This window comes from Thalassococcus lentus (genome assembly GCF_028023555.1).
Lineage (GTDB): Bacteria > Pseudomonadota > Alphaproteobacteria > Rhodobacterales > Rhodobacteraceae > Thalassococcus_A > Thalassococcus_A lentus.
In genome coordinates, this window is sequence record NZ_JAQIOY010000010.1 from 86,447 (window position 1) to 108,263 (window position 21,817).

Sequence of the window (21,817 nt, forward strand, 5' to 3'; positions counted from 1 at the left end):
GATGACGTTTGTTAAACGAATCTGGGCAGGAGTCCTGAGCTTAATTGCGGCCCTGATTACCGCAGCCGCCGGATTTGTTCCCGGCTGGTATGCGCATTTAGCCATTTCTATCGGCATTGCGCCGACATGGGTCTACGCCTGCATCGTCGCGTTGGTGCTGGTCACATCGGCTGTGGTTTTGGCGTTTTTGTCCAAAGCTTGGCAGGGGATACCGCCGCTTCAGGGTTGAAAAAAAACGGACCGAGTCGCGCAATTTGCGCAACAGGCCTTCGTCTGAGATGCGGGTCAGATGTGCTGCACGCTTGACCTTGGGCCTTTGAGGCAAGAGGATAGGCGTAATTTGATACCAAGCATTTTGGCTGTAGCGAGACGAGACCGATGAGACACGTTTTTTTGTTCGTGGCGACCCTGAGTGCCGTTTCACCTGCTTATGCCGAAATCGTGGAATCGAGCGCCTTTCGTGGCGAAGTCCAGCGCAAGGCACTGGCACCGATGAAGGACGGAACGGCAATGACCCAAGCCTTCGTGGCGGTCAGCACCAAGACTGGCACAGCTCCGACCGGTGCGCAGCAAGTCGCGGCAGGCCATTTTGCTGCCGCCGCAGGTTGCCGAGGCGGTACCGCGCTCTCAACAATCGTGGCAAAGACGCAATCCTTTGCTATCCAATTCGAAGTTTTATGCATGGGAGGTCAGTGATGATGACCCGATCGATCACAATAGTTGCGATGATCCTCGCGCTGGCAGGCTGCGAACGCCTTGGGCTGGTGAAGCGCGGCACGACAATCGAAAACAATGTCTATCGCGGCAGCGCCAAGGCTGAGAATCGCAAAGAGCGTGACTATTTCATCGCCACGGCAGGCCCTGTTTCCACGTCTTTGGACGGTGCAATTCAGGCTGCGGCGCATCAGGGCGTGCAGCATTGCATCAAATACTATGGAACCTCCGAGATCGAGTGGACGGTTGGGCCTGACACCGATGCTGACGCGCTTGCGGTGGACAATGACAAGATCACCCTCATGGGGCGCTGCATCGATCAGTAATGCGGGATTTCCGCCTGTTTTCAGACTCTTGGCCCCTTGTTATTGCATAGCAAGGGGCCTTGCTGCATCTAAAGCTCAATGAAAATTGGTGAAAAGGGGCCAACTATGCGCCTTGTTAATACTGTTCTTGCTGCCGCGGCTCTGAGTCTTGCTTTGGCAGCGCCGGCATCAGCCAAACCACCGCTTAGCCAGGTGTCCGAGATCGACGATGGTTTGATGGCTGTGGCGATCGCTGACGAAATCCGCAAACGGTGCGATGACATCCGCGCGCGAATGATCAAGGCGTTGTCGGTTGTGAACGCGTTGGAATCACGGGCCAAGGACATGGGCTATTCCGACGATGAGATCGAAGACTACGTGACATCCAAATCGGAAAAGAAGCGGATGCGCAAAAAAGCGACTGCATATCTGGCCAGTCAGGGCGTAACCGCCTCTGATACCGCGCAGCTTTGCAGCTTTGGCAAAAAGCAAATGGCCAAAGCAACCTCGATTGGTATTTTGCTGCGCTGAGGTCGTCCATTTTGATGGAAAGTTGCGCCGCCTGTAACGATAGTTTCAGGCGGCGTTCCTGTTTTTGGTCAAGGGACATGACCGAAGTGCTTTAAATTCAAGTCACATTCATTGAGATGCATGTAAATCACTGCTTCCGCGTCGATTTTTCCCCATTATTCGGGCGTTATGATCTGGCATCGCGACGCCAGCCGCGCTAGAACGCGCGCGACCGCGGCCCTTTCGCGAGGCCGTGCGAGCTATGGGAAACGAAGGGCTCGGGCATGTCCGATACACGCAAGATCATCATCGACGGCAATGAGCTGGAGGTGGACGGCGCAATGACGCTGATCCAGGCCTGCGAAGAGGCGGGGATCGAAGTCCCGCGTTTTTGCTACCACGAACGGCTTTCAATTGCTGGCAACTGCCGCATGTGCCTTGTGGAAGTGGTGGGCGGTCCGCCCAAACCTGCGGCCTCTTGTGCGATGCAGGTGCGCGATTTGCGTCCTGGCCCGGAAGGCCAGCCGCCAGTCGTCAAGACAAACAGCCCCATGGTCAAGAAAGCCCGCGAGGGCGTCATGGAATTCCTGTTGATCAACCATCCGCTGGATTGCCCGATCTGCGATCAGGGCGGCGAATGTGACCTTCAGGATCAGGCCATGGCCTATGGTGTTGACTTCAGCCGTTTCCGCGAGCCGAAGCGCGCAGTAACCGATCTGGATCTTGGCCCACTGGTCGAGACGCACATGACGCGCTGTATTTCTTGCACCCGCTGCGTTCGTTTCACCACTGAAGTGGCGGGCATCACGCAGATGGGTCAGACCGGTCGCGGCGAAGATGCGGAGATCACATCTTATCTGGGCGAGACACTGAACTCGAACATGCAGGGCAATATCATTGACCTGTGCCCGGTTGGCGCTCTGGTTTCCAAGCCTTATGCCTTTACCGCACGCCCATGGGAGCTGACCAAGACAGAATCCATCGACGTGATGGATGCGCTTGGTTCCAACATTCGTGTGGACACCAAGGGCCGAGAAGTGATGCGGTTCCTGCCGCGCAACCACGATGGCGTGAACGAAGAGTGGATTTCCGACAAAACACGGTTTGTCTGGGACGGGCTGCGCCGCCAGCGACTCGATCGCCCTTATGTGCGTGAAAACGGCAAACTGCGAGCCGCAAGCTGGCCCGAAGCGTTGGGCAAGGCCGCCGATGCAATCAAAGGCGCGTCCAAGCTGGGTGGCTTGGTCGGTGACCTCGCCCCTGTCGAAGCGGCCTTTGCACTCAAGCAGTTGGTCGAAGGGCAGGGCGGCGTTGTCGAAAGCCGTACGGATGGCGCGAAGCTGCCAGCCGGCAATCGCTCTGGCTATGTGGGCAATGCCTGCATCGAGGACATTGACGACGCCAAGATGATCCTGCTCATCGGCACCAACCCTCGTGAAGAGGCGCCTGTGCTCAATGCGCGGATTCGCAAGGCATGGGCCGCAGGCGCGAAAGTCGCTCTGATTGGTCCCGCTGTTGACCTCACGTATGACTATATCCATCTGGGCACGGGCCGTAACGCCTTGGCCGAGCTGGCCAAAATGGATCATTCCGACAAACACGGCGTTCCCGGTGTGATGATTGTCGGGCAGGGTGCGTTGACCGAAGCAGATGGCGCGGCGGTTCTGGGTACGGCGATGGCCACGGCCGAAGCGGGCCAGAGCAAGTTCATGGTTTTGCACACCGCTGCTGCCCGTGTCGGTGCGATGGATGTGGGTGCTGTGAATGATGGCGGTATGGACGCCATTCAGAATGCGGATGTGATCTACAATCTTGGCGCTGATGAGGTCGAGATCGGTGAGGGTGCCTTTGTGATTTATCAGGGCAGCCACGGGGATCGCGGCGCGCATCGTGCTGACGTGATCTTGCCGGGCGCTGCCTATACCGAAGAAACCGGACTTTTCGTAAACACCGAAGGGCGGCCGCAATTGGCAATCCGCGCGGGCTTTGCCCCCGGCGAGGCCAAGGAAAACTGGGCCATTCTGCGGGCATTGTCGGCTGAGGTCGGGGCGCAGCAGCCTTGGGACAGCATCGCGCAGTTGCGTCAGGCTCTGGTGGCAGAGGTACCGCATCTGGCCAAGATCGATGAGGTGCCGGAAAACGCTTGGCAGGCGGAAGCCGCAGGCAAGCTTGGCAAGGCTGATTTCCGCTACGCGATCAAGGATTTCTATCTGTCCAATCCGATTGCACGGGCATCCGAATTGATGGCCGAGTTGTCACGGGGCGCCAAGGCGCGCGCCGCTGATCAGATCGCGGCCGAGTAATCCGGGTGACGGGGCGCTTGTTCATAACCGGTCTGGCGCTGGCAATGGCCAGTGCCGTTGCGGCCTGCACGCCCGAACCGGGCGCGCAGGATGAACGCCCCTTTGTGCCGGTGTATGAAGGCATCAACACCCGCTTGCTGGACGGTGATCTGGTGCAATTCGAAGTGGAAATGCGCGGTGCGCGTGGCAATGAAGACGTCGCGAATTATGCAGAATGCGCAGCCGCGCAATACGCATTGATCCGCGGTTACGGTTTCGCGCGGCATTTGCGCACAAATGTATACGAAGAGGGTGGCCTCTGGCGTGGAGATGCGGTTTACACCATCTCGGCGGCGCTGCCCCGTGGGCTCAAGACCATAGACGCCGAAGTGGTCGCGCTGGCCTGCGCTGAGAACGGAATACCGATGGTATGAGGACCTGATGGCAGAGTTTCTAAGCACCCCCCTGGGCATCCTGGTGATCGTAGCGGCGCAATGCCTTGCGGTACTGGGTTTCGTCATGGTCAGCCTGCTGTTCCTTGTGTACGGCGACCGCAAAATCTGGGCAGCGGTTCAGATGCGGCGCGGTCCGAACGTTGTGGGGGTCTACGGCCTGCTGCAAACGGTGGCCGACGCGTTGAAATACGTGGTCAAAGAAGTGGTGATCCCGGCCGGTGCAGACCGGACCGTTTTCATGCTGGCGCCGATGGCGTCCTTTGTGCTGGCGGTGCTGGCCTGGGCGGTGATCCCGTTCAACGACACATGGGTCGTGTCGGACATCAACGTGGCGATCCTCTATGTCTTTGCGGTCTCATCTCTGGAAGTCTACGGCGTGATCATGGGTGGATGGGCGTCAAACTCCAAATATCCGTTCCTCGGCTCGCTCCGTTCGGCGGCGCAGATGATTTCCTACGAGGTCTCGATCGGCCTGATCATCATCGGTGTGATCATTTCGACAGGGTCGATGAACTTTGGCGCGATCGTGAATGCACAGGATGGTGCCTACGGCTTCTTCAGCTGGTACTGGCTGCCGCACTTCCCGATGGTATTCCTGTTCTTTATCAGCGCCTTGGCTGAGACAAACCGCCCGCCATTCGATCTGCCCGAAGCGGAATCGGAACTGGTGGCCGGCTATCAGGTGGAATACTCTTCGACACCGTTCCTGCTGTTCATGGCCGGTGAATACATCGCCATCTTCCTGATGTGCGCCCTGACCACGCTGCTGTTCTTTGGCGGTTGGCTGTCGCCGATCCCATTCCTGCCGGACAGCCCGCTGTGGATGGTGGCCAAGATGGCGTTCTTCTTCTTCATCTTCGCGATGGTGAAGGCGATCACACCCCGCTACCGCTATGACCAGCTGATGCGGCTGGGTTGGAAAGTCTTCCTGCCCTTCAGCCTTGTCTGGGTAGTCTTCGTAGCCTTCGCGGCCAAATTCGACTGGTTCTTCGGCGCTTACGCGCGCTGGACTGTGGGAGGGTAAGACAGATGGCAAATATCGATTACGGACGCGCGGCCAAGTACTTTCTTCTGGCGGATTTCGTCAAAGGCTTTCAGCTGGGGCTGAAGTACTTCTTTGCCCCCAAGGCCACGCTGAACTACCCGCACGAAAAAGGCCCGCTGAGCCCGCGTTTCCGGGGTGAACACGCGCTGCGCCGTTATCCCAACGGCGAGGAACGCTGCATCGCCTGCAAGCTTTGCGAAGCGATCTGCCCGGCGCAGGCCATTACCATCGATGCCGAGCCGCGCGATGACGGCTCCCGCCGCACGACGCGCTATGACATCGACATGACCAAATGCATCTACTGCGGTTTCTGTCAGGAAGCCTGCCCTGTGGATGCCATCGTAGAAGGCCCGAATTTCGAGTTTTCGGCCGAGACCCGCGAAGAGCTGTACTACGACAAGCAAAAGCTGCTGGACAATGGCGACCGTTGGGAAGCCGAGATTGCCCGCAACCTCGAACTGGATGCGCCGTACCGATGACCAGCAAGACCCCCTTTGAGCTGATGATGGAGCAGGCGCAGGAGATGGCGAAAGCCTTCAATCCTGCCATGACTTCGTTTGATCCCAAGGGGTTCGAAGCGCTCTGGCCCACAATGCCCAAAGACGCCATGGAAATGTGGTTTGGCAAAGGGGTGTCCAAGGACGGACTTGATGCCAAGACCCGCCTGTTGCTGACGCTGGCCGGGCTGACGATGCAGGGGGCACAGGCCGAAGCGCCCGTGCGTATGACAGTGCGTCACGCCCTTGAGGCTGGCGCCACCAAAGAAGAGATCGCCGAGACCATCGCCCAGATGTCGATGTTCGCCGGCATTCCCGCCATGACCCGCGCGATGGAAATCGCCCGCGACGTCATGGATGAGACAAAGGATGATGAGACATGATCGCATTCGCCTTCTATTTGTTTGCGCTTGGCGCCATTGCAGGCGGGCTGTTCACAGTCGTCAGCCGCAACCCGGTGCATTCGGTGCTCTGGCTGATCCTGGCCTTCCTGTCATCGGCGGGCCTGTTCGTTTTGCTTGGGGCGGAATTTGTCGCGATGCTTCTGATCATCGTCTACGTGGGCGCGGTCGCGGTGCTGTTCCTCTTTGTGGTGATGATGCTGGATGTCGACTTTGCCGAGCTGAAGGCGGAGATGGCGAAATACATGCCCTTGGCCCTGCTGATCGGCCTCGTGATCCTGATGCAGCTGACCATTGCCTTTGGCGCATGGCAAAGCAGTGATCTGGCCGCTGGTCAGCTTGCCCAGCCAACACCGACGGACCGGCACAATACAGAAGCCTTGGGCCTGATCCTCTATGACCAGTATTTCCTGCTGTTCCAGCTGGCAGGCTTGATCCTGCTGGTAGCCATGATTGGTGCCATCGTTCTGACCCTGCGCCACCGCAGCGACGTCAAGCGTCAGGACGTGGTTGCCCAGATGATGCGTGATCCGGCCAAGGCGATGGAACTGAAAGACGTCAAGCCGGGGCAGGGGCTCTGAGCGTCGGCGCGATATGAAAAGACCCGCGTTGCCTGATGCAGGCGGCGCAAGATCCAAGACTAAACGGGCGCGGCCCGGAGGGACGACAAGATGATCGGACTTGAACATTACCTGACGGTGGCAGCGGTGCTGTTTGTCATCGGGATTTTCGGGCTTTTCCTGAACCGTAAAAACGTGATCATCCTGCTGATGAGCATCGAACTGATGCTCTTGGCGGTGAACATCAATCTTGTGGCCTTCTCGTCTTACCTTGGCGATCTGGTAGGGCAGGTCTTCACACTCTTCGTGCTGACCGTTGCCGCCGCCGAGGCGGCGATCGGCCTTGCGATCCTTGTCTGCTTCTTCCGCAACCGCGGCACGATCGCGGTCGAAGACGTCAACGTGATGAAGGGCTGACGTCATGTGGAACGCCGTAGTCATCACCAACATGTTCGTCGCTTTCTGTACCGGCGCGATGAACCCTGTTGCTGATGAACCCATGCAGGTTGGTTCGGATTGTTCGTTTGAACATGCCGGCGGCGCTTTTCCGGTGCATGCCTCGGCGCCGTATCGCCTCGACAATGGGCTGATGGCGCAAAGCATTTCTCAGTATCACGGTTGCGGCAGCTTTGAACGCACGCTGGTTGTCGATTGTGATGCGAACCGTTCGATCCTTGTGCCAGTGCGCAGCAATTGGACCGAAGAATGGAATGACGATCTGGAGGGTCCGCCACTGCGGCCTTTCCTGGTCGAACGCGGTGCGACCAATGTTGATGCGCTTGCCGAAGTGTTCGGTGATCGCTGGACCCGGTTCGATACTTATCTGAGCCAGCTCGAAGACGGAAACGGCCCGAATGCCTATTGCGGGTGCGGGAAAACCGGCCTCAGCTCTGAAAAGGAAGACTAACGATGGAAACCATCATCCTTTTTGCCCCTCTTGTCGGTAGCCTGATCGCTGGCTTTGGCTGGAAGTTCATCGGCATACGCGGCGCGCAGTGGGTGACCACCGGGCTGCTGTTTCTGGCCTGTGCCTTCAGCTGGATCGTATTCCTGACGCATGGCGCGGAAAAAGAAACGATCAACATTCTGCGTTGGATCGAAAGCGGCACGCTCAGCACCGACTGGTCGATCCGCCTTGATCGTTTGACCTCGATCATGCTGATCGTGGTGACCACGGTTTCGGCGCTCGTGCACCTGTATTCCTTTGGTTACATGGCGCATGACGACAACTTCAAGGAGGGCGAGGAAAGCTATCGCGCGCGTTTCTTCGCTTACCTCAGCTTCTTCACCTTTGCGATGCTGATGCTGGTGACATCGGACAACCTTGTTCAGATGTTCTTTGGCTGGGAAGGCGTGGGCGTTGCATCCTACCTGTTGATCGGCTTTTACTATCGGAAACCTTCGGCCAATGCCGCAGCGATCAAGGCCTTTGTCGTCAACCGTGTGGGCGACTTCGGTTTTGCGCTGGGGATTTTTGCGCTCTACCTGCTGGTCGACTCGGTCAAGTTTGACGACATCTTTGCTGCCGCCGAGCAGCTTTCGGTTACGCAGATCACCTTCCTTTGGGGTGAGTGGAATGCAGCCGAAGTGATTGCCTTCCTGCTCTTCGTGGGCGCCATGGGCAAGTCGGCGCAGCTGATCCTGCACACATGGCTGCCCGATGCGATGGAAGGTCCGACACCTGTGTCGGCGCTGATCCACGCGGCGACCATGGTGACGGCGGGTGTATTCCTTGTGTGCCGCATGTCGCCATTGATGGAATTTGCCCCGAATGCCACAGGCTTCATCACCTTCCTGGGCGCAACCACGGCCTTTTTCGCGGCGACAGTTGGTCTGGTTCAGAACGACATCAAGCGCGTGATCGCTTATTCGACCTGTTCGCAGCTGGGCTACATGTTCGTTGCGGCGGGTGTCGGTGTCTATTCGGTCGCGATGTTCCACCTGTTCACACACGCCTTCTTTAAGGCGATGTTGTTCCTCGGTGCCGGTTCGGTGATCCACGGGATGCACCATGAACAGGACATGCGGAACTATGGCGGTCTGAAAGACAAGATGCCCTACACCTTCTGGGCGATGATGCTGGGGACACTGGCCATCACCGGTGTGGGTGTGCCAGCCGTGCTGTTTACCCTTGGTGGTATTCCGCTGGGCTTTGCTGGCTTCTTGTCCAAGGACGCCGTGATCGAGAGCGCTTATGCCGGCACGATGGGTGGCTATGCCTTCTGGATGCTGGTCATCGCCGCGCTGTTCACGTCCTTCTACAGCTGGCGTCTGATGTTCCTGACTTTCTTCGGCAAGCCGCGTGGCGACAAGCACACGCATGAGCACGCGCACGAAAGCCCGGCGGTCATGCTGGTGCCTCTGGGAGTGCTGGCGCTTGGCGCCGTGTTCTCGGGGATGGTCTGGTACAACAGCTTCTTTGGCAAAACCGATCAGGTCGCCAAGTTCTTTGGCGTGCCCTATCACGCCGAGGAAGCCCATGGCGACGACAAGGACCATGCCGCGATCGACACCCGATTGGCGTATGTTGCGCCTAAACAGGTGCAGTCTGATGCAGACCCGATCGTCAAAGTCGCGGGTGACGCCAAGGACGGCAAAGATGCCAAGCCACACTACGTTCTGGCCGGTGAGCCGGGCGAGGGCGCAATCTATGCCGGGCATGACAACGACATCCTGAACGAGGCGCACTACGTGCCGAAGTGGGTCAAGGTCAGCCCGTTCTTTGCGATGCTGATCGGTTTTGCCGTGGCGTATTGGTTCTACATCGTGAACCCGTCGCTGCCCAAACGGCTCGCCGAGAGCCAGCGTCCTTTGTACCTGTTCCTGCTCAACAAGTGGTACTTTGACGAAATCTACGACTTCATTTTTGTCAAACCAGCTTCGGCTCTGGGCCGGTTGCTTTGGAAGCGTGGGGACGGGGCCGTCATTGATGGCGGGATTAACGGGCTTGCCATGGGCATCGTGCCGTTCTTCACCCGCCTCGCAGGCCGGGCGCAGTCTGGATATATCTTCACCTATGCCTTTGCCATGGTGATCGGGATGGCCATCCTGATCACATGGATGACGATCGCCGGAGGGGCGCACTAATGCTTAGCAGTCTTCTTTCTATCGTCACCTTCACCCCGGCGCTGGGTGCGCTGATCATGGCGCTGCTGCTGCGCGGCGGGGATGAGGCGGCAGACCGCAATGCCAAATGGCTGGCCATGGCCGCCACATCGGCGACTTTTGTCATCTCGCTGTTCATCCTGTTCCAGTTCGACCCTTCGGACACCGGGTTCCAGATGGTCGAAGAAGCAGATTGGCTGCTTGGACTACAGTACAAGATGGGCGTCGACGGTATTTCGGTGCTGTTCGTCTTGCTGACCACATTCATCATGCCGTTGGTGATCGCTGCCAGCTGGGATGTGAAGACGCGGGTCAAGGAATACATGATTGCGTTCCTCGTTCTGGAAACGCTGATGCTCGGTGTCTTCATGGCACTTGATCTGGTTCTCTTCTACGTCTTCTTCGAAGCCTGCCTGATCCCCATGTTCCTCATCATCGGGATCTGGGGCGGGGCGAACCGTATCTACGCCAGCTTCAAGTTCTTCCTCTATACCTTCCTTGGCTCGGTTCTGATGCTGGTCGCCATGGTTGCGATGTATGCGGATGCGGGCACCACCGACATGGTACGCCTGCTGCAGCACGAGTTCGCGTCCGACAGTTTCTCGATCCTCGGTGTGCAGATTGTTGGCGGATTGCAGACCATGCTCTTCCTGGCCTTCTTTGCCAGCTTTGCGGTCAAGATGCCGATGTGGCCAGTGCACACATGGCTGCCTGATGCACACGTTCAGGCGCCGACGGCGGGTTCGGTTGTTCTGGCGGCGATCCTGTTGAAGATGGGCGGCTACGGCTTCTTGCGCTTCAGCCTGCCGATGTTCCCGGTGGGATCAGACGTCATGGCAAACTTTGTCTTCACCCTGTCGGTGATCGCGATCATCTACACCAGCCTTGTTGCGCTGGTGCAGGAAGACATGAAAAAGCTGATTGCCTATTCGTCGGTGGCGCACATGGGCTATGTCACCATGGGCATCTTTGCAGCCAACCAGCAGGGTGTGGACGGTGCGATTTTCCAGATGATCAGCCACGGCTTCATCTCGGGCGCGCTGTTCCTCTGCGTCGGGGTTATCTATGACCGGATGCACACACGCGAAATCGATGCATACGGGGGTCTGGTCAACCGGATGCCGGCCTATGCGCTGATCTTCATGCTGTTCACCATGGCCAACGTCGGCCTGCCGGGCACATCCGGCTTTGTGGGCGAATTCCTGACATTGATGGGCATCTTCCAGGTCAACACATGGGTGGCCGCTGGTGCGGCAACCGGTGTGATCCTGTCGGCAGCCTATGCGCTCTGGCTTTATCGCCGGGTGGTCATGGGCGACCTGATCAAGGAAAGCCTGAAGACCATCACGGATATGACGACACGCGAAAAGGCGATCTTTGCGCCGCTGGTCGTCATGACCATCTGGATGGGTGTCTATCCGGCACCGATCCTCGACCGCATCGGCCCGTCTGTGGCGGCGCTGGTTGAACAATACGATACGGCCCTTGCGGATGCGGGGCGGCACGTCGATGCCGCGCCGACGCAAGTTGCCAAAGCAGACCATTAAGGGGACGCGGCCATGATCTCGGCTGATCTGAATATCATCCTGCCCGAAATCCTGCTGGCTGTTTTTGCCATGCTGGCTCTGCTCGGGGCGGTGTACACCGGCAAGGACAAGCACGCGACCGTACTGGTCTGGGCCACCTCAGCGATCTTTGTCGCCCTTGCGTTCTGGATTGGCAGCACTGGCGGTGCCGCGCAGGTGGCATTCAACGGAATGTTCATCGATGACGGGTTTGCCCGCTTTGCCAAGGTCACGATCCTGCTTTCGGCGGCGGCGGTTCTGGTCATGTCTGCTGGCTACATGGAACGCCGCGGCATTTTGCGGTTTGAATACCCGCTGCTGATCGCGCTGGCTGCGGTTGGCATGATGATGATGGTCTCCGCTGGTGATCTCATGGCGCTCTACATGGGGCTCGAGCTGCAGTCTCTGTCGCTCTACGTTGTCGCCTCGCTGCGGCGCGACTCTGCCAAATCCACCGAAGCCGGCCTGAAGTACTTTGTGCTGGGCGCGTTGTCTTCGGGTCTGCTGCTCTATGGCGCTTCACTGGTCTATGGCTACTCCGGGACAACACTGTTCTCCGGCATCATCGAAACTGCATCGCATGGCGATATGTCAGTGGGCTTGCTGATCGGTCTGGTGCTGGTCATCTCGGGCCTGGCTTTCAAGGTTTCTGCGGTTCCGTTTCACATGTGGACACCGGACGTCTACGAAGGCTCGCCCACACCGGTCACGGCCTTCTTTGCCACGGCGCCCAAGGTTGCGGCCATGGCACTGTTCGCCCGTGTCATGCATGATGCCTTTGGCGGTGCGGTCGGCGACTGGCAGCAGGTCGTGGCGCTGATTTCCGTGCTTTCGATGTTCCTCGGTGCGATTGCCGCTATCGGCCAGCGCGATATCAAGCGTCTGATGGCATACTCGTCCATCGCGCATATGGGCTACGCCTTGATGGGGTTGGCCGCCGGTACGGTGCTGGGCGTTCAGGCGATGCTGATCTACATGGCGATCTACGTGACGATGAATGTCGGCACCTTTGCCTTTATCATGTCCATGGAACGCGACGGGCAGCCGGTAACGGATATCGATTCGCTTGGGCTGTACTCCAAGCGTGAGCCGGGCAAGGCGATGGCAATGCTGGTGTTGCTGTTCAGCCTTGCAGGGGTTCCGCCGCTGGTTGGTTTCTTTGGCAAATTCTATGTCCTGCGCGCGGCTTATGAAGCCGGGCTGGCCTGGCTTGCGGTGGCAGGTGTGATCGCTTCGGTCATCGGTGCCTATTACTATTTGCGCATCGTCTTCTTCATGTATTTTGGGGAAGATCGCGAAGGTGCGCTGGACGGCGGCAAAAGCCCGGTTCTTTGGGGTTTCCTGATGGCTTCGGCGGTGATCATGGTCGTTGGCATCGTGAACCTGTTTGGCATCGAAGGCGTGGCACAGGCTGCGGCGATGACGCTTGTCAACTAAGCCTCAAGTGCATTTGCGAAACGGTGGCGCGCCCAAGGCGCGCCGCTTTTTTGTTTTGTGCCGGGGGGCGCTGCCCCCCAAACCCCCCGGGATATTTCAGGCACAAAGAAGCCGGAGCGGGGCCTGGTGACCTGGCCTGCGGGATACGGGCGCCGGGTGCTGCAGCAGGTGGACAGCACGATGGCAGAGGCCGCGCGCATTGCGCCGGAGCTGACCGGTCCCGAATGGATTTTGGCCTTGCAACAGACAGCGGCCCGCGGTCGGCGCGGGCGGGCGTGGCATATGCCTGCAGGCAATTTTTCGGCGACATTGGTTTTGCGGCCAGAAGATCCGCCCGATGTTATGGCGCTGCGGTCCTTCGTTGCCGCTCTCGCGCTTTTCGATGCCTTTGAAGCGGCGGCGGGGACGGCGCAGGGACTGGCCTTGAAGTGGCCAAACGATGTTTTGCTGAACGGCGGCAAGGCGGCGGGCATTCTGCTGGAGAATCTGGGCGGGCCCGGTGGGCATCTGGCCATTGGCGTTGGTGTGAACCTGATCGCGGCGCCTGACGCCGATGCGGTTGAACCCGGTGCCGTGCCTCCGGTGTCGCTGCTGGAAGAAAGCGGCATGCGGGTGTCACCGGAGCAGTTTCTGACGTTGTTGGCCGATGCCTATGCGCAATGGGAAACCCGATTTGTCACCTACGGGTTCGAGCCTGTGCGCCGGGCCTGGCTGGACAGGGCGGCGCGTCTGGGTGAGGTCATCACGGCACGCACGACCCGGGATGAAGTCACGGGCACCTTCGAGTCGGTGGACGAGCGTGGCAACCTTGTCTTAAAGACCTCTTCAACCCGCGCGGCGATCGCCGCAGCGGACGTGTTTTTCTAAGCGGAGCGCAGGGCATGCTTCTGGCGATTGATTGCGGCAATACGAATACGGTATTTTCGATCTGGGATGGGGAGCGTTTCCTGTGCACCCTGAGAACCTCGACCCATCATGCACGGACGGCTGATGCCTATTTCACCTGGTTCAGCACATTGATCAATCACTATGGGCTGACCTTGGACATCGAGGATGTGATCATCTCGTCCACGGTGCCGCGCGTCGTCTGGAACCTACGGGTCTTTTCGGATCGGTTCTTTGGATGCCGGCCTTATGTTGTGGGCAAACCTGATTGCACATTGCCGCATGCACCGCGCGTGGATGCGGGTACGGGGGTTGGTCCGGATCGCCTGGCCAATGCCGCGGGGGCTTTTGATCGCCACGGAGGCGACGTTGTGGTGGTGGATTTCGGCACGGCGACGAATTTTGATGTGGTGGCCGCCGATGGTGCCTATGTGGGCGGTGTCATTGCGCCGGGTGTGAACCTCAGTCTCGAGGCGCTGGCGCAGGGCGCTGCAGCGCTGCCGCATGTGGATGTGTCCCGTCCGGACAAGGTGATCGGCACCAATACGGTCGGCTGCATTCAGTCCGGTGTTTTCTGGGGCTATATCGGGCTGATCCAGGGCATCACGGATCAAATCAAATCCGAATATGGAAAACCGATGAAAGTGGTGGGCACGGGGGGGCTTGCGCCGCTCTTCGGACAGGAGGATCATCTGTTTGATACCATCGAAGACGATCTGACCATGCACGGGCTAACCGTCATATATAATCATAACAAGAACAGGGGAATTTGAGCATGAGCGCAGAGCGTTTGATTTATCTGCCATTGGGCGGTGCTGGTGAAATCGGCATGAATTGCTACGTCTATGGTTACGGCAAACCGGGGCAGGAACGTCTGATCGTTGTGGATATTGGCGTGACCTTTCCCGATATGGATGGCACGCCCGGTGTTGATCTGATCCTTCCTGATATCACTTGGCTGAAGGAAAACCGCGATCGTATCGAGGCGGTGTTCATCACCCATGCGCATGAAGACCACGTGGGCGCGATCGGACATACCTATGAAGACCTGGGTGCGCCAATCTATGCGCGGGCCTTCACGGCCAATATCGCGCGGCGCAAGCTGTCGGAATATGGCGTTGCGGAAACCGCCGTCAAAACGGCATCGAAATGGCCGGAAACCGTGACAGTCGGTCCATTCTCGGTGGGCTTCCTACCAATCTCGCATTCGATTCCAGAAAGCAGTGCATTGGTGATCGACAGCCCGGAAGGCCGTGTCATTCACACCGGTGATTTCAAACTGGACAAAACTCCACTGGTTGGTGAGCCGTGGGACCCCGAGCTTTGGGCCGAGGTATCCAAGGATGGCGTCAAGGCGTTGATCTGCGACAGCACCAATGTGTTTTCCGAGCATCCCGGACGTTCCGAAGCCTCGGTCGGTCCGGCGGTCGAGACACTGGTGGCCGGCGCAAAGAACATGGTGGTGGCGACAACCTTTGCGTCCAACGTGGCGCGGGTCAAAACGCTGGCAGAGGCCGGGGAACGGGCAGGGCGGTCTATTGTGCTGCTGGGCCGCGCCATGCGGCGCATGATCGAAGCTTCGGTTGAGACCGGCGTGCTGAAGGGGTTTCCCAAGGTGGTTCCGGTTGAGGATGCCAGCAGCATTCCGCGTGAGAATCTGATGTTGCTGGTCACCGGCTCACAGGGGGAACGGCGGGCCGCATCGGCACAACTGGCGCGCGGAAAATACCATGGGATGGAATTGAAGGACGGCGATTTGTTCCTCTTTTCGTCCAAGACGATTCCAGGCAACGAACGCGGTGTGATCCGGATCATGAACCAGCTGTCGGAAAAGGGTGTCGACGTCGTGGACGATTCAGGCGGCGCGTATCACGTATCCGGCCATGCGAACCGGCCGGATCTTGAGGCGCTTCAGGATGTCGTTCAGCCGCAGATTGTCGTGCCGATGCACGGTGAGCATCGCCACCTGCGTGAACATGTCAAACTGGCGAAAGCCAAGCGTCGTCAAGGGGTTCTGGCCGTCAACGGTATGATGATCGATCTGAGTGGCAATGAGCCGAAGGTGACCGAATACATCGAGACGGGCCGCACATATCTGGATGGGTCCGTGCAGATCGGCGCGCTGGATGGCGTGGTGCGTGACCGCATTCGCATGGCGCTGAACGGCCATGTGGTTGTGACCGTCATTCTGGACGAAGATGATGAGCCACTGGGCGAGCCATGGTGCGAAATCATGGGTCTTGCGCATACAGGTCGCAGCCATGCGGCGCTGGTCGAGGTTCTGGAGGAGGACCTTTCGCAGTATCTTGGGCGCGCGGGAAGCAAAACACTGGCCGATGATGACAAGCTGGAAGACGGTTTGAAAAAGATTGCCCGTCAGTCGTGCAACAACGAGATCGGCAAGAAGCCCGAGGTCACTGTCGTCGTCAGCCGTTTGACATGAGCAAGCGCACGCCGGTTGTCTTTGATCTGGACGGCACGCTCATCGACAGTTTGCCGAACATTGCCGAGGCAGCCAATACGTTGTTGGCGGAACATGCGCTTCCGCCTCTGCCAAGCACGACAATTGCCAGTTTCGTCGGTTTGGGAGAGCAGGTTTTCCTCGACAAGCTGATCGTTGCAGGCGGACTAGAGGTCGATGCAAAGAATGCGCTTCTTCAGCGTTTCATGGCTCTATACAAAGAGGTTTCGGCCAACACGGTTCTGTTTGAAGGTGTCTTGGATGCCTTGCAAAGGCTGCGCGAGATGGGTGTGCCTTTGGGGCTGTGCACCAACAAGCCGGGCGGCCCGACAGAGGTTGTGTTGCGGGCCACCGGTCTGGACGCTTTGTTGGATGTGGTGGTGGCAGGGGATACGCTGCCGGTGCGCAAGCCTGACCCCGCGCCTTTGCTCCGGGCTTTTGCGGATCTGGGGGCGGAGACCGGGCTCTATGTCGGTGACAATGACGTGGACGCACAGACCGCGCAAAATGCCAAAGTACCCTTTGCGCTATACGCTCACGGGATCAGAACCAGCCCTATTGGTTCGCTAAAGCATGATCTATTGATCGAGGATTTCAGCGTATTGCCAGCGACTTATTCAAAAATCTTCGCGTAGTGCGCGACAGGCGCAGGCGATTAGCCTGCGCGCCGTTCATCAAAGCTCAGCGCGATGAATTCGGGCATGTGATCGCCCATCCCAACGACGCCGCCGCGGTCAGAACCACCGCCGGATTTTCCACGCGAACGGCTGCGCCCGCCACGGTTGCTGTCGCGCTTTTCATCTTCGACCTGCGGCTGCGGCGCCTTTGGGGCCTCGGCTTGGGCCTCGACGGCTTCCGCCTGCGGTTTCCGTGATCTTGAGCGGCTGCGCGAAGGCTTGGCGGCCTCTTCGGGGGCGTCGTCCTTCTTGGCGGGTTTTTCAGCCTTGGCGATCGGGTTGTCGATCTTGGGGATTTCTTTCTGGATCAGCTTTTCCACGGCATCAAAATACTTGTCGTCTTTTGATCCACAGATTGTGAATGCCTTGCCAGACCGGCCAGCGCGACCGGTGCGGCCAATGCGGTGCACGTAGTCTTCCGCATGGCTGGGGACATCAAAATTGAACACATGGCTTACCGATGGCACATCCAGCCCGCGCGCGGCGACGTCCGAGGCGACGAGGAAGCGCAGACTGCCTTCGCGAAACCCATCCAGCGTGCGCATGCGCTGGGACTGATCCAGATCTCCGTGGATCGGAGCGGCGTCAAACCCGTATTTCTTGAGTGATTTTGCGACGATATCCACATCGACCTTGCGATTGCAGAAGATGATCGCGTTTGTGCAGGCGTCGCCTTCGGCCTCGATCAGGGCGCGCAGCACTTCGCGCTTTTGCTTGGCTTCGCTGTCGCGGCGTGCCGCTTTGACCATGACCGCAGCCTGTTCAATCGTCTCGGACGCAGTGGCCTGACGAGCGACTTCGACGCGGGCAGGGGCCGACAAAAAGGTGTTCGTGACGCGTTCGATCTCTGGGGCCATTGTGGCCGAAAAGAACAGTGTCTGACGGGTGAAAGGCGTCAGACCGAAGATGCGTTCGATATCGGGGATAAAGCCCATATCAAGCATACGGTCTGCTTCGTCCACGACCATGATCTTCACATCCGAAAGGATCAGCTTGCCGCGTTCAAAATGATCGAGCAGGCGACCTGGTGTGGCGATCAGAACGTCCACACCTTTGTCGATCAGCGCGTCTTGTTCCTTGAACGACACGCCACCAATCAGCAAGGCTTTGGAAAGCTTTACGTTCTTAGCATAGATGTCGAAATTTTCGGCGACCTGTGCAGCCAGTTCCCGCGTCGGGCAAAGCACCAAGCTGCGCGGCATGCGGGCGCGGGCGCGGCCTCGGGCCAGCATTGTGATCAGCGGCAGGGTAAAGCTTGCGGTTTTGCCCGTCCCGGTTTGGGCGATCCCAAGCACGTCCTTGCCTTCGAGAGCAGGCGGGATGGCCCCGGCTTGGATGGGTGTCGGTGTCTCATATCCGGCTTCGTCGATTGCCTTGAGAACCTTGGGGTTGAGATTCAGCTCAGAAAATTTGGTCATAGATGTCCGATCAAAGCGGACACTACTTTGGCCCGCGCGTCTGTCCAGGGGCAGCCCGAATGGCCCGGCGTCACGCCGATTTCCCTGTGCGCGGGTTTAAGGGGTTGTGCGGGGTTGGTCAACCAAACCCGCCCAGACCGGAATTTGCCTGTTGCGTCAGATCAATAGCCGGGTTCGAGGATGGTGATCGTTTCTTCGCCCGGTGGCAGGATAAACGTGTCGATCAGCATCGCGTCCTCGGTGCCAAGATTGGCCGCTGTCATCGGCGTATCGGAAGGCATGTAGTAACAGGTGCCAGCAGGAAACAGGCCCGGATCAATGCCTTCGACAAAGTCGGTGATCGCCCCGCTGAGCACGCAGGTGTGGCCGCCGTACTTGTGAACATGGATGCCAACTCGAGTGCCCGCCTTGCGAATGCCCTTCATCACGACCAGCCGGTTGCCGTCTGGCATAATGGTATCGATCATGGTTTCCACGTCGACCAGATGGGCCAGACGTCCGGGTGGTGTCTGACCATTGATCTTTGTGACCAGACTGATGACTTCGCCGGTTTCCGCTTCTTGCGCTTGGGCGCTGACCTCAGAGGCAAAAGATGTGGCGACCAGACAAAGCGCTGACAAAACTGCTTTTTTCATGATTTTTTTCCGTGCCAAAATTGGTGTTTGCAATGGCAGTAAAACAACCGGAATTAGAAATCGCAATGAAGAATCAATTTAGAGATGGGTCGCGTCAGGGAAATGCTTGGCGCGCAGGTGTTCCAAGTTCATCGTATGCCGTCGCAAAAGTCCGTGTCTTTCCAACCGGTCACACAGCTCTGGTGTGGCAGTGCAGACTTCATGGAAAAAGGCGCGGAGCGCTTCTTCGCCGCCGCTGGCTTCGATTTCGGCGAATAGGTCATGCAAGTTCAGAGCCGTTCCATCGCGCACCTGAGGTTTCAATTCGGCGCGATAGGAACCTTTGGACAGTCGAAATCGGTAGGCTTCGATGAAATGATCCCAATCCGATGAATGAAAGTGGCCAAGCTCAATACCGGGCAATTCGTGCTGGCCGGGGTTTTGTTCCCCATCCAAAATCACGTTGTGAATTTTGATCTGAAGGCCTTTTGTGCCTGCACGAAAAAAGAGTTTGCCAGCCACATGGCTTAGAAAACCGCCTGACAGATGCGCCCCATAGGTGGGAAAGCAATCATGAGCCGCCTTTTGGCGGGCGGCCTGATCAATATGGAACGCCTTGAACGCAGTTGCTTTGCTTTGCGCGCCGGGCATTGGCGCAAGCGCTTCGATCGGGCGCACGCGTGCCGCGAGGCACTCTTGGGGCAGAGCGGCCAGTTGCATGTCTATCGGGCTGCCGGGAATCAGAAATTCATCCACATCGATATGGGCCAGCCAATCCACTTCGGTTTTGCGGTTGTTGGCGTGCCGGGCGTTCATGGACTGGCGCACCTGATGTTTCTCAGGTCGCCCCTTGCGTTTGTCCCACCACGCGTCATCGGTGTGCACCGCCCGGATCTTGGGGTGGGCCTGCAGGGTGTTCAGCGTTTCGGGTGCCTGTTCGTCGAGGTAAATGTAGAGCCGGTGCGCGCCCCGTTCCAAATGCCAAGCGGCAAAGTCGAGCACCGCGTGCAACGGCGCCTTGATGGTCGATACGATTCCCCATCTGAGGTCTGTCATGGTGCAGTCCCGAACACCCGCGACACCGCAGCATCCAGATCAAGCTCGCACCGAAGCAACATTTTGTGCTGACCCAGTTTCTTGCGCAGCTCCGGCGTATCGGCGCAGACTTCGTCGAAAAAGGCACGCAACCCTTCGTCGCCTTCCTCATCAGCCAGAAAACCAAGCAGTTCGGCCTGTCCCAATTCGGGACGTTCCGACCGGGCGCGGTAGGATCCCTTGCTTCTGCGGAACTCAAGATGATTGCGGAAGTGATCCCAGCTGGGCGCATGCATGTGTGCCAGATAGAGACCATCCGGTTTGATCCGGTTCGTAGCATCCGCCCCGCGATATTTAAGCGTATGAATGCCCAGCCGCGTGTCTGGGATGCCGGTCCGGGCAAAGACCTTGCCGGAGGTGTGTGACAAAAAACCCCCGTAAAGATGCATGCCGAAGGTCGGGTATATGTCCTGCAACTGTGCCTTTGGGACGCCAGCTTGTTTGTGGGTCAACTTGAAGTGGCAGGGCGTGCCGTCTTCGCTTGCCAAGGCTTCGGCTGGGGGGATGCGGGCAAGGGCGCAGGCCGGTGGAACGGTGGCGAGCCTGTCGGACAAACGGCCATCCGAAAGAATGAACTCATCGACGTCGATGTGGCCCAGCCAATCCAGCGAATGCTCCAACGCGCGCAGGCTGCGGGTCGCATTATGGGCCTGACGCTGCTGATGGGCTGCCATGCGCGGTTTTCCGGTGTCTTGCCAATAGACGTCATCGCATTGCGTGATGCGGATCGCCGGGTGACGCGTCAGGAACTCTTCTGCCTGATGATCCGGTTGGTCGAGGTAGATCTGGATGAGCGATGCGCCCATTTCGATATGGTGCGCAGCAAATCGCGCGATTTGGGGCAGGGGGGCCTTGATCGTGCTGACCAACCCCCAACGCAGCGTTTCACTGTCTAGATGCAAACGATCATGCGGGACAGGCGCGATATTGGAGGGTTTGACCTTGTCCTTCTGAAGCCGTTCCTTGCGGGACTTCATTGTTCGGAGGCGCTTGAACACGGTGCGGGGATCGGTCGTCAGGTCTTCTATCAGCCCATGCGCAAGCGGGGCGATGACAGTATCGCCCGCTGCTTCCTGCCAAAGTCGGGCGATCAGGTTCACATCCAGCCCGCCGCCTGTCAGCGAGTAGCTGTCCATATCCAGTGGCAGCACCGCCCGCTGTTTTCCATCAAGTGCAAAGGCGCGGTCCGGGGTATGCCCAGAGTAAAGCCGTTCGGATTCATAAAGTTTCATCATGCCGAAGAGGGCGGTCAGCGCCAATCCGACCGAGCGCTGCGCCGCCGTTGCGCCATGATCACCAAAGGTGGTGATTGCCGAGACCTGCCAGCGCTGATCGAGATGGCTGCGCAGATGATCCCCGTGTTCGGCCCAAAGCCTGTTGAACAGGGCAGGCGCATGTGCCGGGAAGCTGCGTTTTCGCAGGTGGGAGATCAGCATTGCATTGAGGTAGCAGAGTTCTGACAGGCCGGTGAGTTCCTTGCGCAGCGCATGCCGTTTGCGGTGGTAGGAGGAGCGGAAGGGCGCGGCCTCAGCCGGATCGAGATCCGGATCTGCAACGATTTCCCCGCTGAGCGGCGTCAGGTCAATGTCTGCATCTGGCAAGGCTTCGCCGGGCGCATAGTCAAAGGCATCGCGCCGTCCCTCGTATTGGGACAGCACGGCCTTGATGCCTCCGGGGTAGGTCTGATCGCTGCTCATGGTTCAAAGAGTGGCGGTTTGCTGCGGCATGGGCAAGGCAAGCCTGAGGCAAGGTTATGAAATTGTGCGCCTGCGGCGCGCCGGTATTGCCTGA

At 58.5% G+C, this 21,817-nt stretch carries 23 protein-coding genes; 19 read left to right on the plus strand and 4 right to left on the minus strand.

Annotation, left to right across the window (positions count from 1 at the left end):
* Position 1 precedes the first annotated feature (1 nt).
* From PFY00_RS17870 to PFY00_RS17960, 19 genes are all read left to right on the plus strand, one after another.
* The gene (locus PFY00_RS17870; RefSeq protein ID WP_271433963.1) at positions 2-229 is read left to right on the plus strand and encodes a hypothetical protein; all 228 of its coding nucleotides are present in this window, start codon (positions 2-4) and stop codon (positions 227-229) included.
* Positions 230-378: 149 nt separating this feature from the next.
* The gene (locus tag PFY00_RS17875) at positions 379-696 is read left to right on the plus strand and encodes a hypothetical protein (protein ID WP_271433964.1); all 318 of its coding nucleotides are present in this window, start codon (positions 379-381) and stop codon (positions 694-696) included.
* Positions 696-1,040: a hypothetical protein gene (locus tag PFY00_RS17880; protein ID WP_271433965.1), complete on the plus strand. Its 345-nt coding sequence runs from the start codon at positions 696-698 to the stop codon at positions 1,038-1,040. The genes PFY00_RS17875 and PFY00_RS17880 overlap by 1 nt, the downstream gene beginning before the upstream one ends.
* Before the next feature lie 105 nt (positions 1,041-1,145).
* The gene (locus tag PFY00_RS17885; protein WP_271433966.1) at positions 1,146-1,550 is read left to right on the plus strand and encodes a DUF5333 domain-containing protein; all 405 of its coding nucleotides are present in this window, start codon (positions 1,146-1,148) and stop codon (positions 1,548-1,550) included.
* 263 nt (positions 1,551-1,813) lie between these two features.
* On the plus strand, positions 1,814-3,832 hold the full coding sequence (nuoG, locus tag PFY00_RS17890) for an NADH-quinone oxidoreductase subunit NuoG (RefSeq protein ID WP_271433967.1): 2,019 nt from the start codon (positions 1,814-1,816) through the stop codon (positions 3,830-3,832).
* 44 nt (positions 3,833-3,876) lie between these two features.
* Positions 3,877-4,245, plus strand: a complete 369-nt coding sequence (locus PFY00_RS17895; protein ID WP_271433968.1) for a hypothetical protein — start codon at positions 3,877-3,879, stop codon at positions 4,243-4,245.
* 7 nt (positions 4,246-4,252) lie between these two features.
* Positions 4,253-5,290 (plus strand): NADH-quinone oxidoreductase subunit NuoH, encoded by a 1,038-nt coding sequence (gene nuoH, locus PFY00_RS17900; protein WP_271433969.1) that lies wholly within the window; start codon positions 4,253-4,255, stop codon positions 5,288-5,290.
* A gap of 5 nt (positions 5,291-5,295) precedes the next feature.
* Complete coding sequence (nuoI, locus tag PFY00_RS17905) at positions 5,296-5,790, plus strand: NADH-quinone oxidoreductase subunit NuoI (protein ID WP_271433970.1); 495 nt, start codon at positions 5,296-5,298, stop codon at positions 5,788-5,790.
* The gene (locus tag PFY00_RS17910; protein ID WP_271433971.1) at positions 5,787-6,191 is read left to right on the plus strand and encodes a carboxymuconolactone decarboxylase family protein; all 405 of its coding nucleotides are present in this window, start codon (positions 5,787-5,789) and stop codon (positions 6,189-6,191) included. Before nuoI ends, PFY00_RS17910 begins: the two co-directional genes overlap by 4 nt.
* Positions 6,188-6,790, plus strand: coding sequence for an NADH-quinone oxidoreductase subunit J (locus PFY00_RS17915; protein ID WP_271433972.1), 603 nt, complete (start codon positions 6,188-6,190; stop codon positions 6,788-6,790). The genes PFY00_RS17910 and PFY00_RS17915 overlap by 4 nt, the downstream gene beginning before the upstream one ends.
* Before the next feature lie 90 nt (positions 6,791-6,880).
* Positions 6,881-7,186 (plus strand): NADH-quinone oxidoreductase subunit NuoK, encoded by a 306-nt coding sequence (gene nuoK, locus PFY00_RS17920; RefSeq protein WP_271433973.1) that lies wholly within the window; start codon positions 6,881-6,883, stop codon positions 7,184-7,186.
* Between the two features lie 4 nt (positions 7,187-7,190).
* Entirely contained in the window at positions 7,191-7,676 is a 486-nt protein-coding gene (locus PFY00_RS17925; RefSeq protein ID WP_271433974.1) for a hypothetical protein, read from the plus strand.
* Between the two features lie 2 nt (positions 7,677-7,678).
* Positions 7,679-9,856, plus strand: a complete 2,178-nt coding sequence (nuoL, locus tag PFY00_RS17930; protein WP_271433975.1) for an NADH-quinone oxidoreductase subunit L — start codon at positions 7,679-7,681, stop codon at positions 9,854-9,856.
* Entirely contained in the window at positions 9,826-11,421 is a 1,596-nt protein-coding gene (locus tag PFY00_RS17935; RefSeq protein WP_408648480.1) for an NADH-quinone oxidoreductase subunit M, read from the plus strand. Before nuoL ends, PFY00_RS17935 begins: the two co-directional genes overlap by 31 nt.
* 12 nt (positions 11,422-11,433) lie before the next feature.
* Positions 11,434-12,876 carry an NADH-quinone oxidoreductase subunit NuoN gene (gene nuoN / locus PFY00_RS17940; protein ID WP_271433977.1) on the plus strand — a complete coding sequence of 481 codons (1,443 nt, stop codon included), beginning with the start codon at positions 11,434-11,436 and terminating at the stop codon, positions 12,874-12,876.
* 123 nt (positions 12,877-12,999) lie between these two features.
* Positions 13,000-13,743, plus strand: a complete 744-nt coding sequence (locus PFY00_RS17945; RefSeq protein WP_271434027.1) for a biotin--[acetyl-CoA-carboxylase] ligase — start codon at positions 13,000-13,002, stop codon at positions 13,741-13,743.
* A 14-nt stretch (positions 13,744-13,757) separates the two neighbouring features.
* On the plus strand, positions 13,758-14,534 hold the full coding sequence (locus PFY00_RS17950) for a type III pantothenate kinase (RefSeq protein WP_271433978.1): 777 nt from the start codon (positions 13,758-13,760) through the stop codon (positions 14,532-14,534).
* A gap of 2 nt (positions 14,535-14,536) precedes the next feature.
* A complete protein-coding gene (locus PFY00_RS17955) occupies positions 14,537-16,204 on the plus strand; it encodes a ribonuclease J (protein WP_271433979.1) in 1,668 nt (555 codons plus the stop codon).
* Positions 16,201-16,857, plus strand: a complete 657-nt coding sequence (locus tag PFY00_RS17960) for an HAD-IA family hydrolase (RefSeq protein ID WP_271433980.1) — start codon at positions 16,201-16,203, stop codon at positions 16,855-16,857. The genes PFY00_RS17955 and PFY00_RS17960 overlap by 4 nt, the downstream gene beginning before the upstream one ends.
* A gap of 20 nt (positions 16,858-16,877) precedes the next feature.
* Here PFY00_RS17960 and PFY00_RS17965 read toward each other — a convergent pair whose 3' ends face one another.
* The 4 genes from PFY00_RS17965 to PFY00_RS17980 all read right to left on the minus strand — a co-directional run bounded on the left by PFY00_RS17965 (position 16,878) and on the right by PFY00_RS17980 (position 21,723).
* A complete protein-coding gene (locus PFY00_RS17965) occupies positions 16,878-18,317 on the minus strand; it encodes a DEAD/DEAH box helicase (protein WP_271433981.1) in 1,440 nt (479 codons plus the stop codon).
* A 161-nt stretch (positions 18,318-18,478) separates the two neighbouring features.
* Positions 18,479-18,952, minus strand: coding sequence for a cupin domain-containing protein (locus PFY00_RS17970; protein WP_271433982.1), 474 nt, complete (start codon positions 18,950-18,952; stop codon positions 18,479-18,481).
* A 78-nt stretch (positions 18,953-19,030) separates the two neighbouring features.
* Positions 19,031-19,987 (minus strand): glycosyltransferase family 2 protein, encoded by a 957-nt coding sequence (locus PFY00_RS17975; protein WP_271433983.1) that lies wholly within the window; start codon positions 19,985-19,987, stop codon positions 19,031-19,033.
* Complete coding sequence (locus PFY00_RS17980; protein WP_271433984.1) at positions 19,984-21,723, minus strand: glycosyltransferase family 2 protein; 1,740 nt, start codon at positions 21,721-21,723, stop codon at positions 19,984-19,986. Before PFY00_RS17980 ends, PFY00_RS17975 begins: the two co-directional genes overlap by 4 nt.
* Positions 21,724-21,817: the final 94 nt, after the last annotated feature.

Excerpts from the sequence above, each read along its gene's own strand:
- PFY00_RS17980 (WP_271433984.1), bottom strand. The coding sequence starts at position 21,723 with ATGAGCAGCGATCAGACCTACCCCGGAGGCATCAAGGCCGTGCTGTCC.
- nuoN (WP_271433977.1), top strand. The coding sequence starts at position 11,434 with ATGATCTCGGCTGATCTGAATATCATCCTGCCCGAAATCCTGCTGGCT.
- PFY00_RS17895 (WP_271433968.1), top strand. The coding sequence starts at position 3,877 with ATGGCCAGTGCCGTTGCGGCCTGCACGCCCGAACCGGGCGCGCAGGAT.
- PFY00_RS17910 (WP_271433971.1), top strand. The coding sequence starts at position 5,787 with ATGACCAGCAAGACCCCCTTTGAGCTGATGATGGAGCAGGCGCAGGAG.
- PFY00_RS17885 (WP_271433966.1), top strand. The coding sequence starts at position 1,146 with ATGCGCCTTGTTAATACTGTTCTTGCTGCCGCGGCTCTGAGTCTTGCT.
- PFY00_RS17880 (WP_271433965.1), top strand. The coding sequence starts at position 696 with ATGATGACCCGATCGATCACAATAGTTGCGATGATCCTCGCGCTGGCA.
- nuoK (WP_271433973.1), top strand. The coding sequence starts at position 6,881 with ATGATCGGACTTGAACATTACCTGACGGTGGCAGCGGTGCTGTTTGTC.
- nuoH (WP_271433969.1), top strand. The coding sequence starts at position 4,253 with ATGGCAGAGTTTCTAAGCACCCCCCTGGGCATCCTGGTGATCGTAGCG.
- PFY00_RS17965 (WP_271433981.1), bottom strand. The coding sequence starts at position 18,317 with ATGACCAAATTTTCTGAGCTGAATCTCAACCCCAAGGTTCTCAAGGCA.
- PFY00_RS17935 (WP_408648480.1), top strand. The coding sequence starts at position 9,826 with ATGGATGACGATCGCCGGAGGGGCGCACTAATGCTTAGCAGTCTTCTT.
- nuoG (WP_271433967.1), top strand. The coding sequence starts at position 1,814 with ATGTCCGATACACGCAAGATCATCATCGACGGCAATGAGCTGGAGGTG.
- PFY00_RS17975 (WP_271433983.1), bottom strand. The coding sequence starts at position 19,987 with ATGACAGACCTCAGATGGGGAATCGTATCGACCATCAAGGCGCCGTTG.
- PFY00_RS17960 (WP_271433980.1), top strand. The coding sequence starts at position 16,201 with ATGAGCAAGCGCACGCCGGTTGTCTTTGATCTGGACGGCACGCTCATC.
- PFY00_RS17875 (WP_271433964.1), top strand. The coding sequence starts at position 379 with ATGAGACACGTTTTTTTGTTCGTGGCGACCCTGAGTGCCGTTTCACCT.
- nuoI (WP_271433970.1), top strand. The coding sequence starts at position 5,296 with ATGGCAAATATCGATTACGGACGCGCGGCCAAGTACTTTCTTCTGGCG.
- nuoL (WP_271433975.1), top strand. The coding sequence starts at position 7,679 with ATGGAAACCATCATCCTTTTTGCCCCTCTTGTCGGTAGCCTGATCGCT.
- PFY00_RS17955 (WP_271433979.1), top strand. The coding sequence starts at position 14,537 with ATGAGCGCAGAGCGTTTGATTTATCTGCCATTGGGCGGTGCTGGTGAA.
- PFY00_RS17870 (WP_271433963.1), top strand. The coding sequence starts at position 2 with ATGACGTTTGTTAAACGAATCTGGGCAGGAGTCCTGAGCTTAATTGCG.
- PFY00_RS17915 (WP_271433972.1), top strand. The coding sequence starts at position 6,188 with ATGATCGCATTCGCCTTCTATTTGTTTGCGCTTGGCGCCATTGCAGGC.
- PFY00_RS17950 (WP_271433978.1), top strand. The coding sequence starts at position 13,758 with ATGCTTCTGGCGATTGATTGCGGCAATACGAATACGGTATTTTCGATC.
- PFY00_RS17925 (WP_271433974.1), top strand. The coding sequence starts at position 7,191 with ATGTGGAACGCCGTAGTCATCACCAACATGTTCGTCGCTTTCTGTACC.
- PFY00_RS17970 (WP_271433982.1), bottom strand. The coding sequence starts at position 18,952 with ATGAAAAAAGCAGTTTTGTCAGCGCTTTGTCTGGTCGCCACATCTTTT.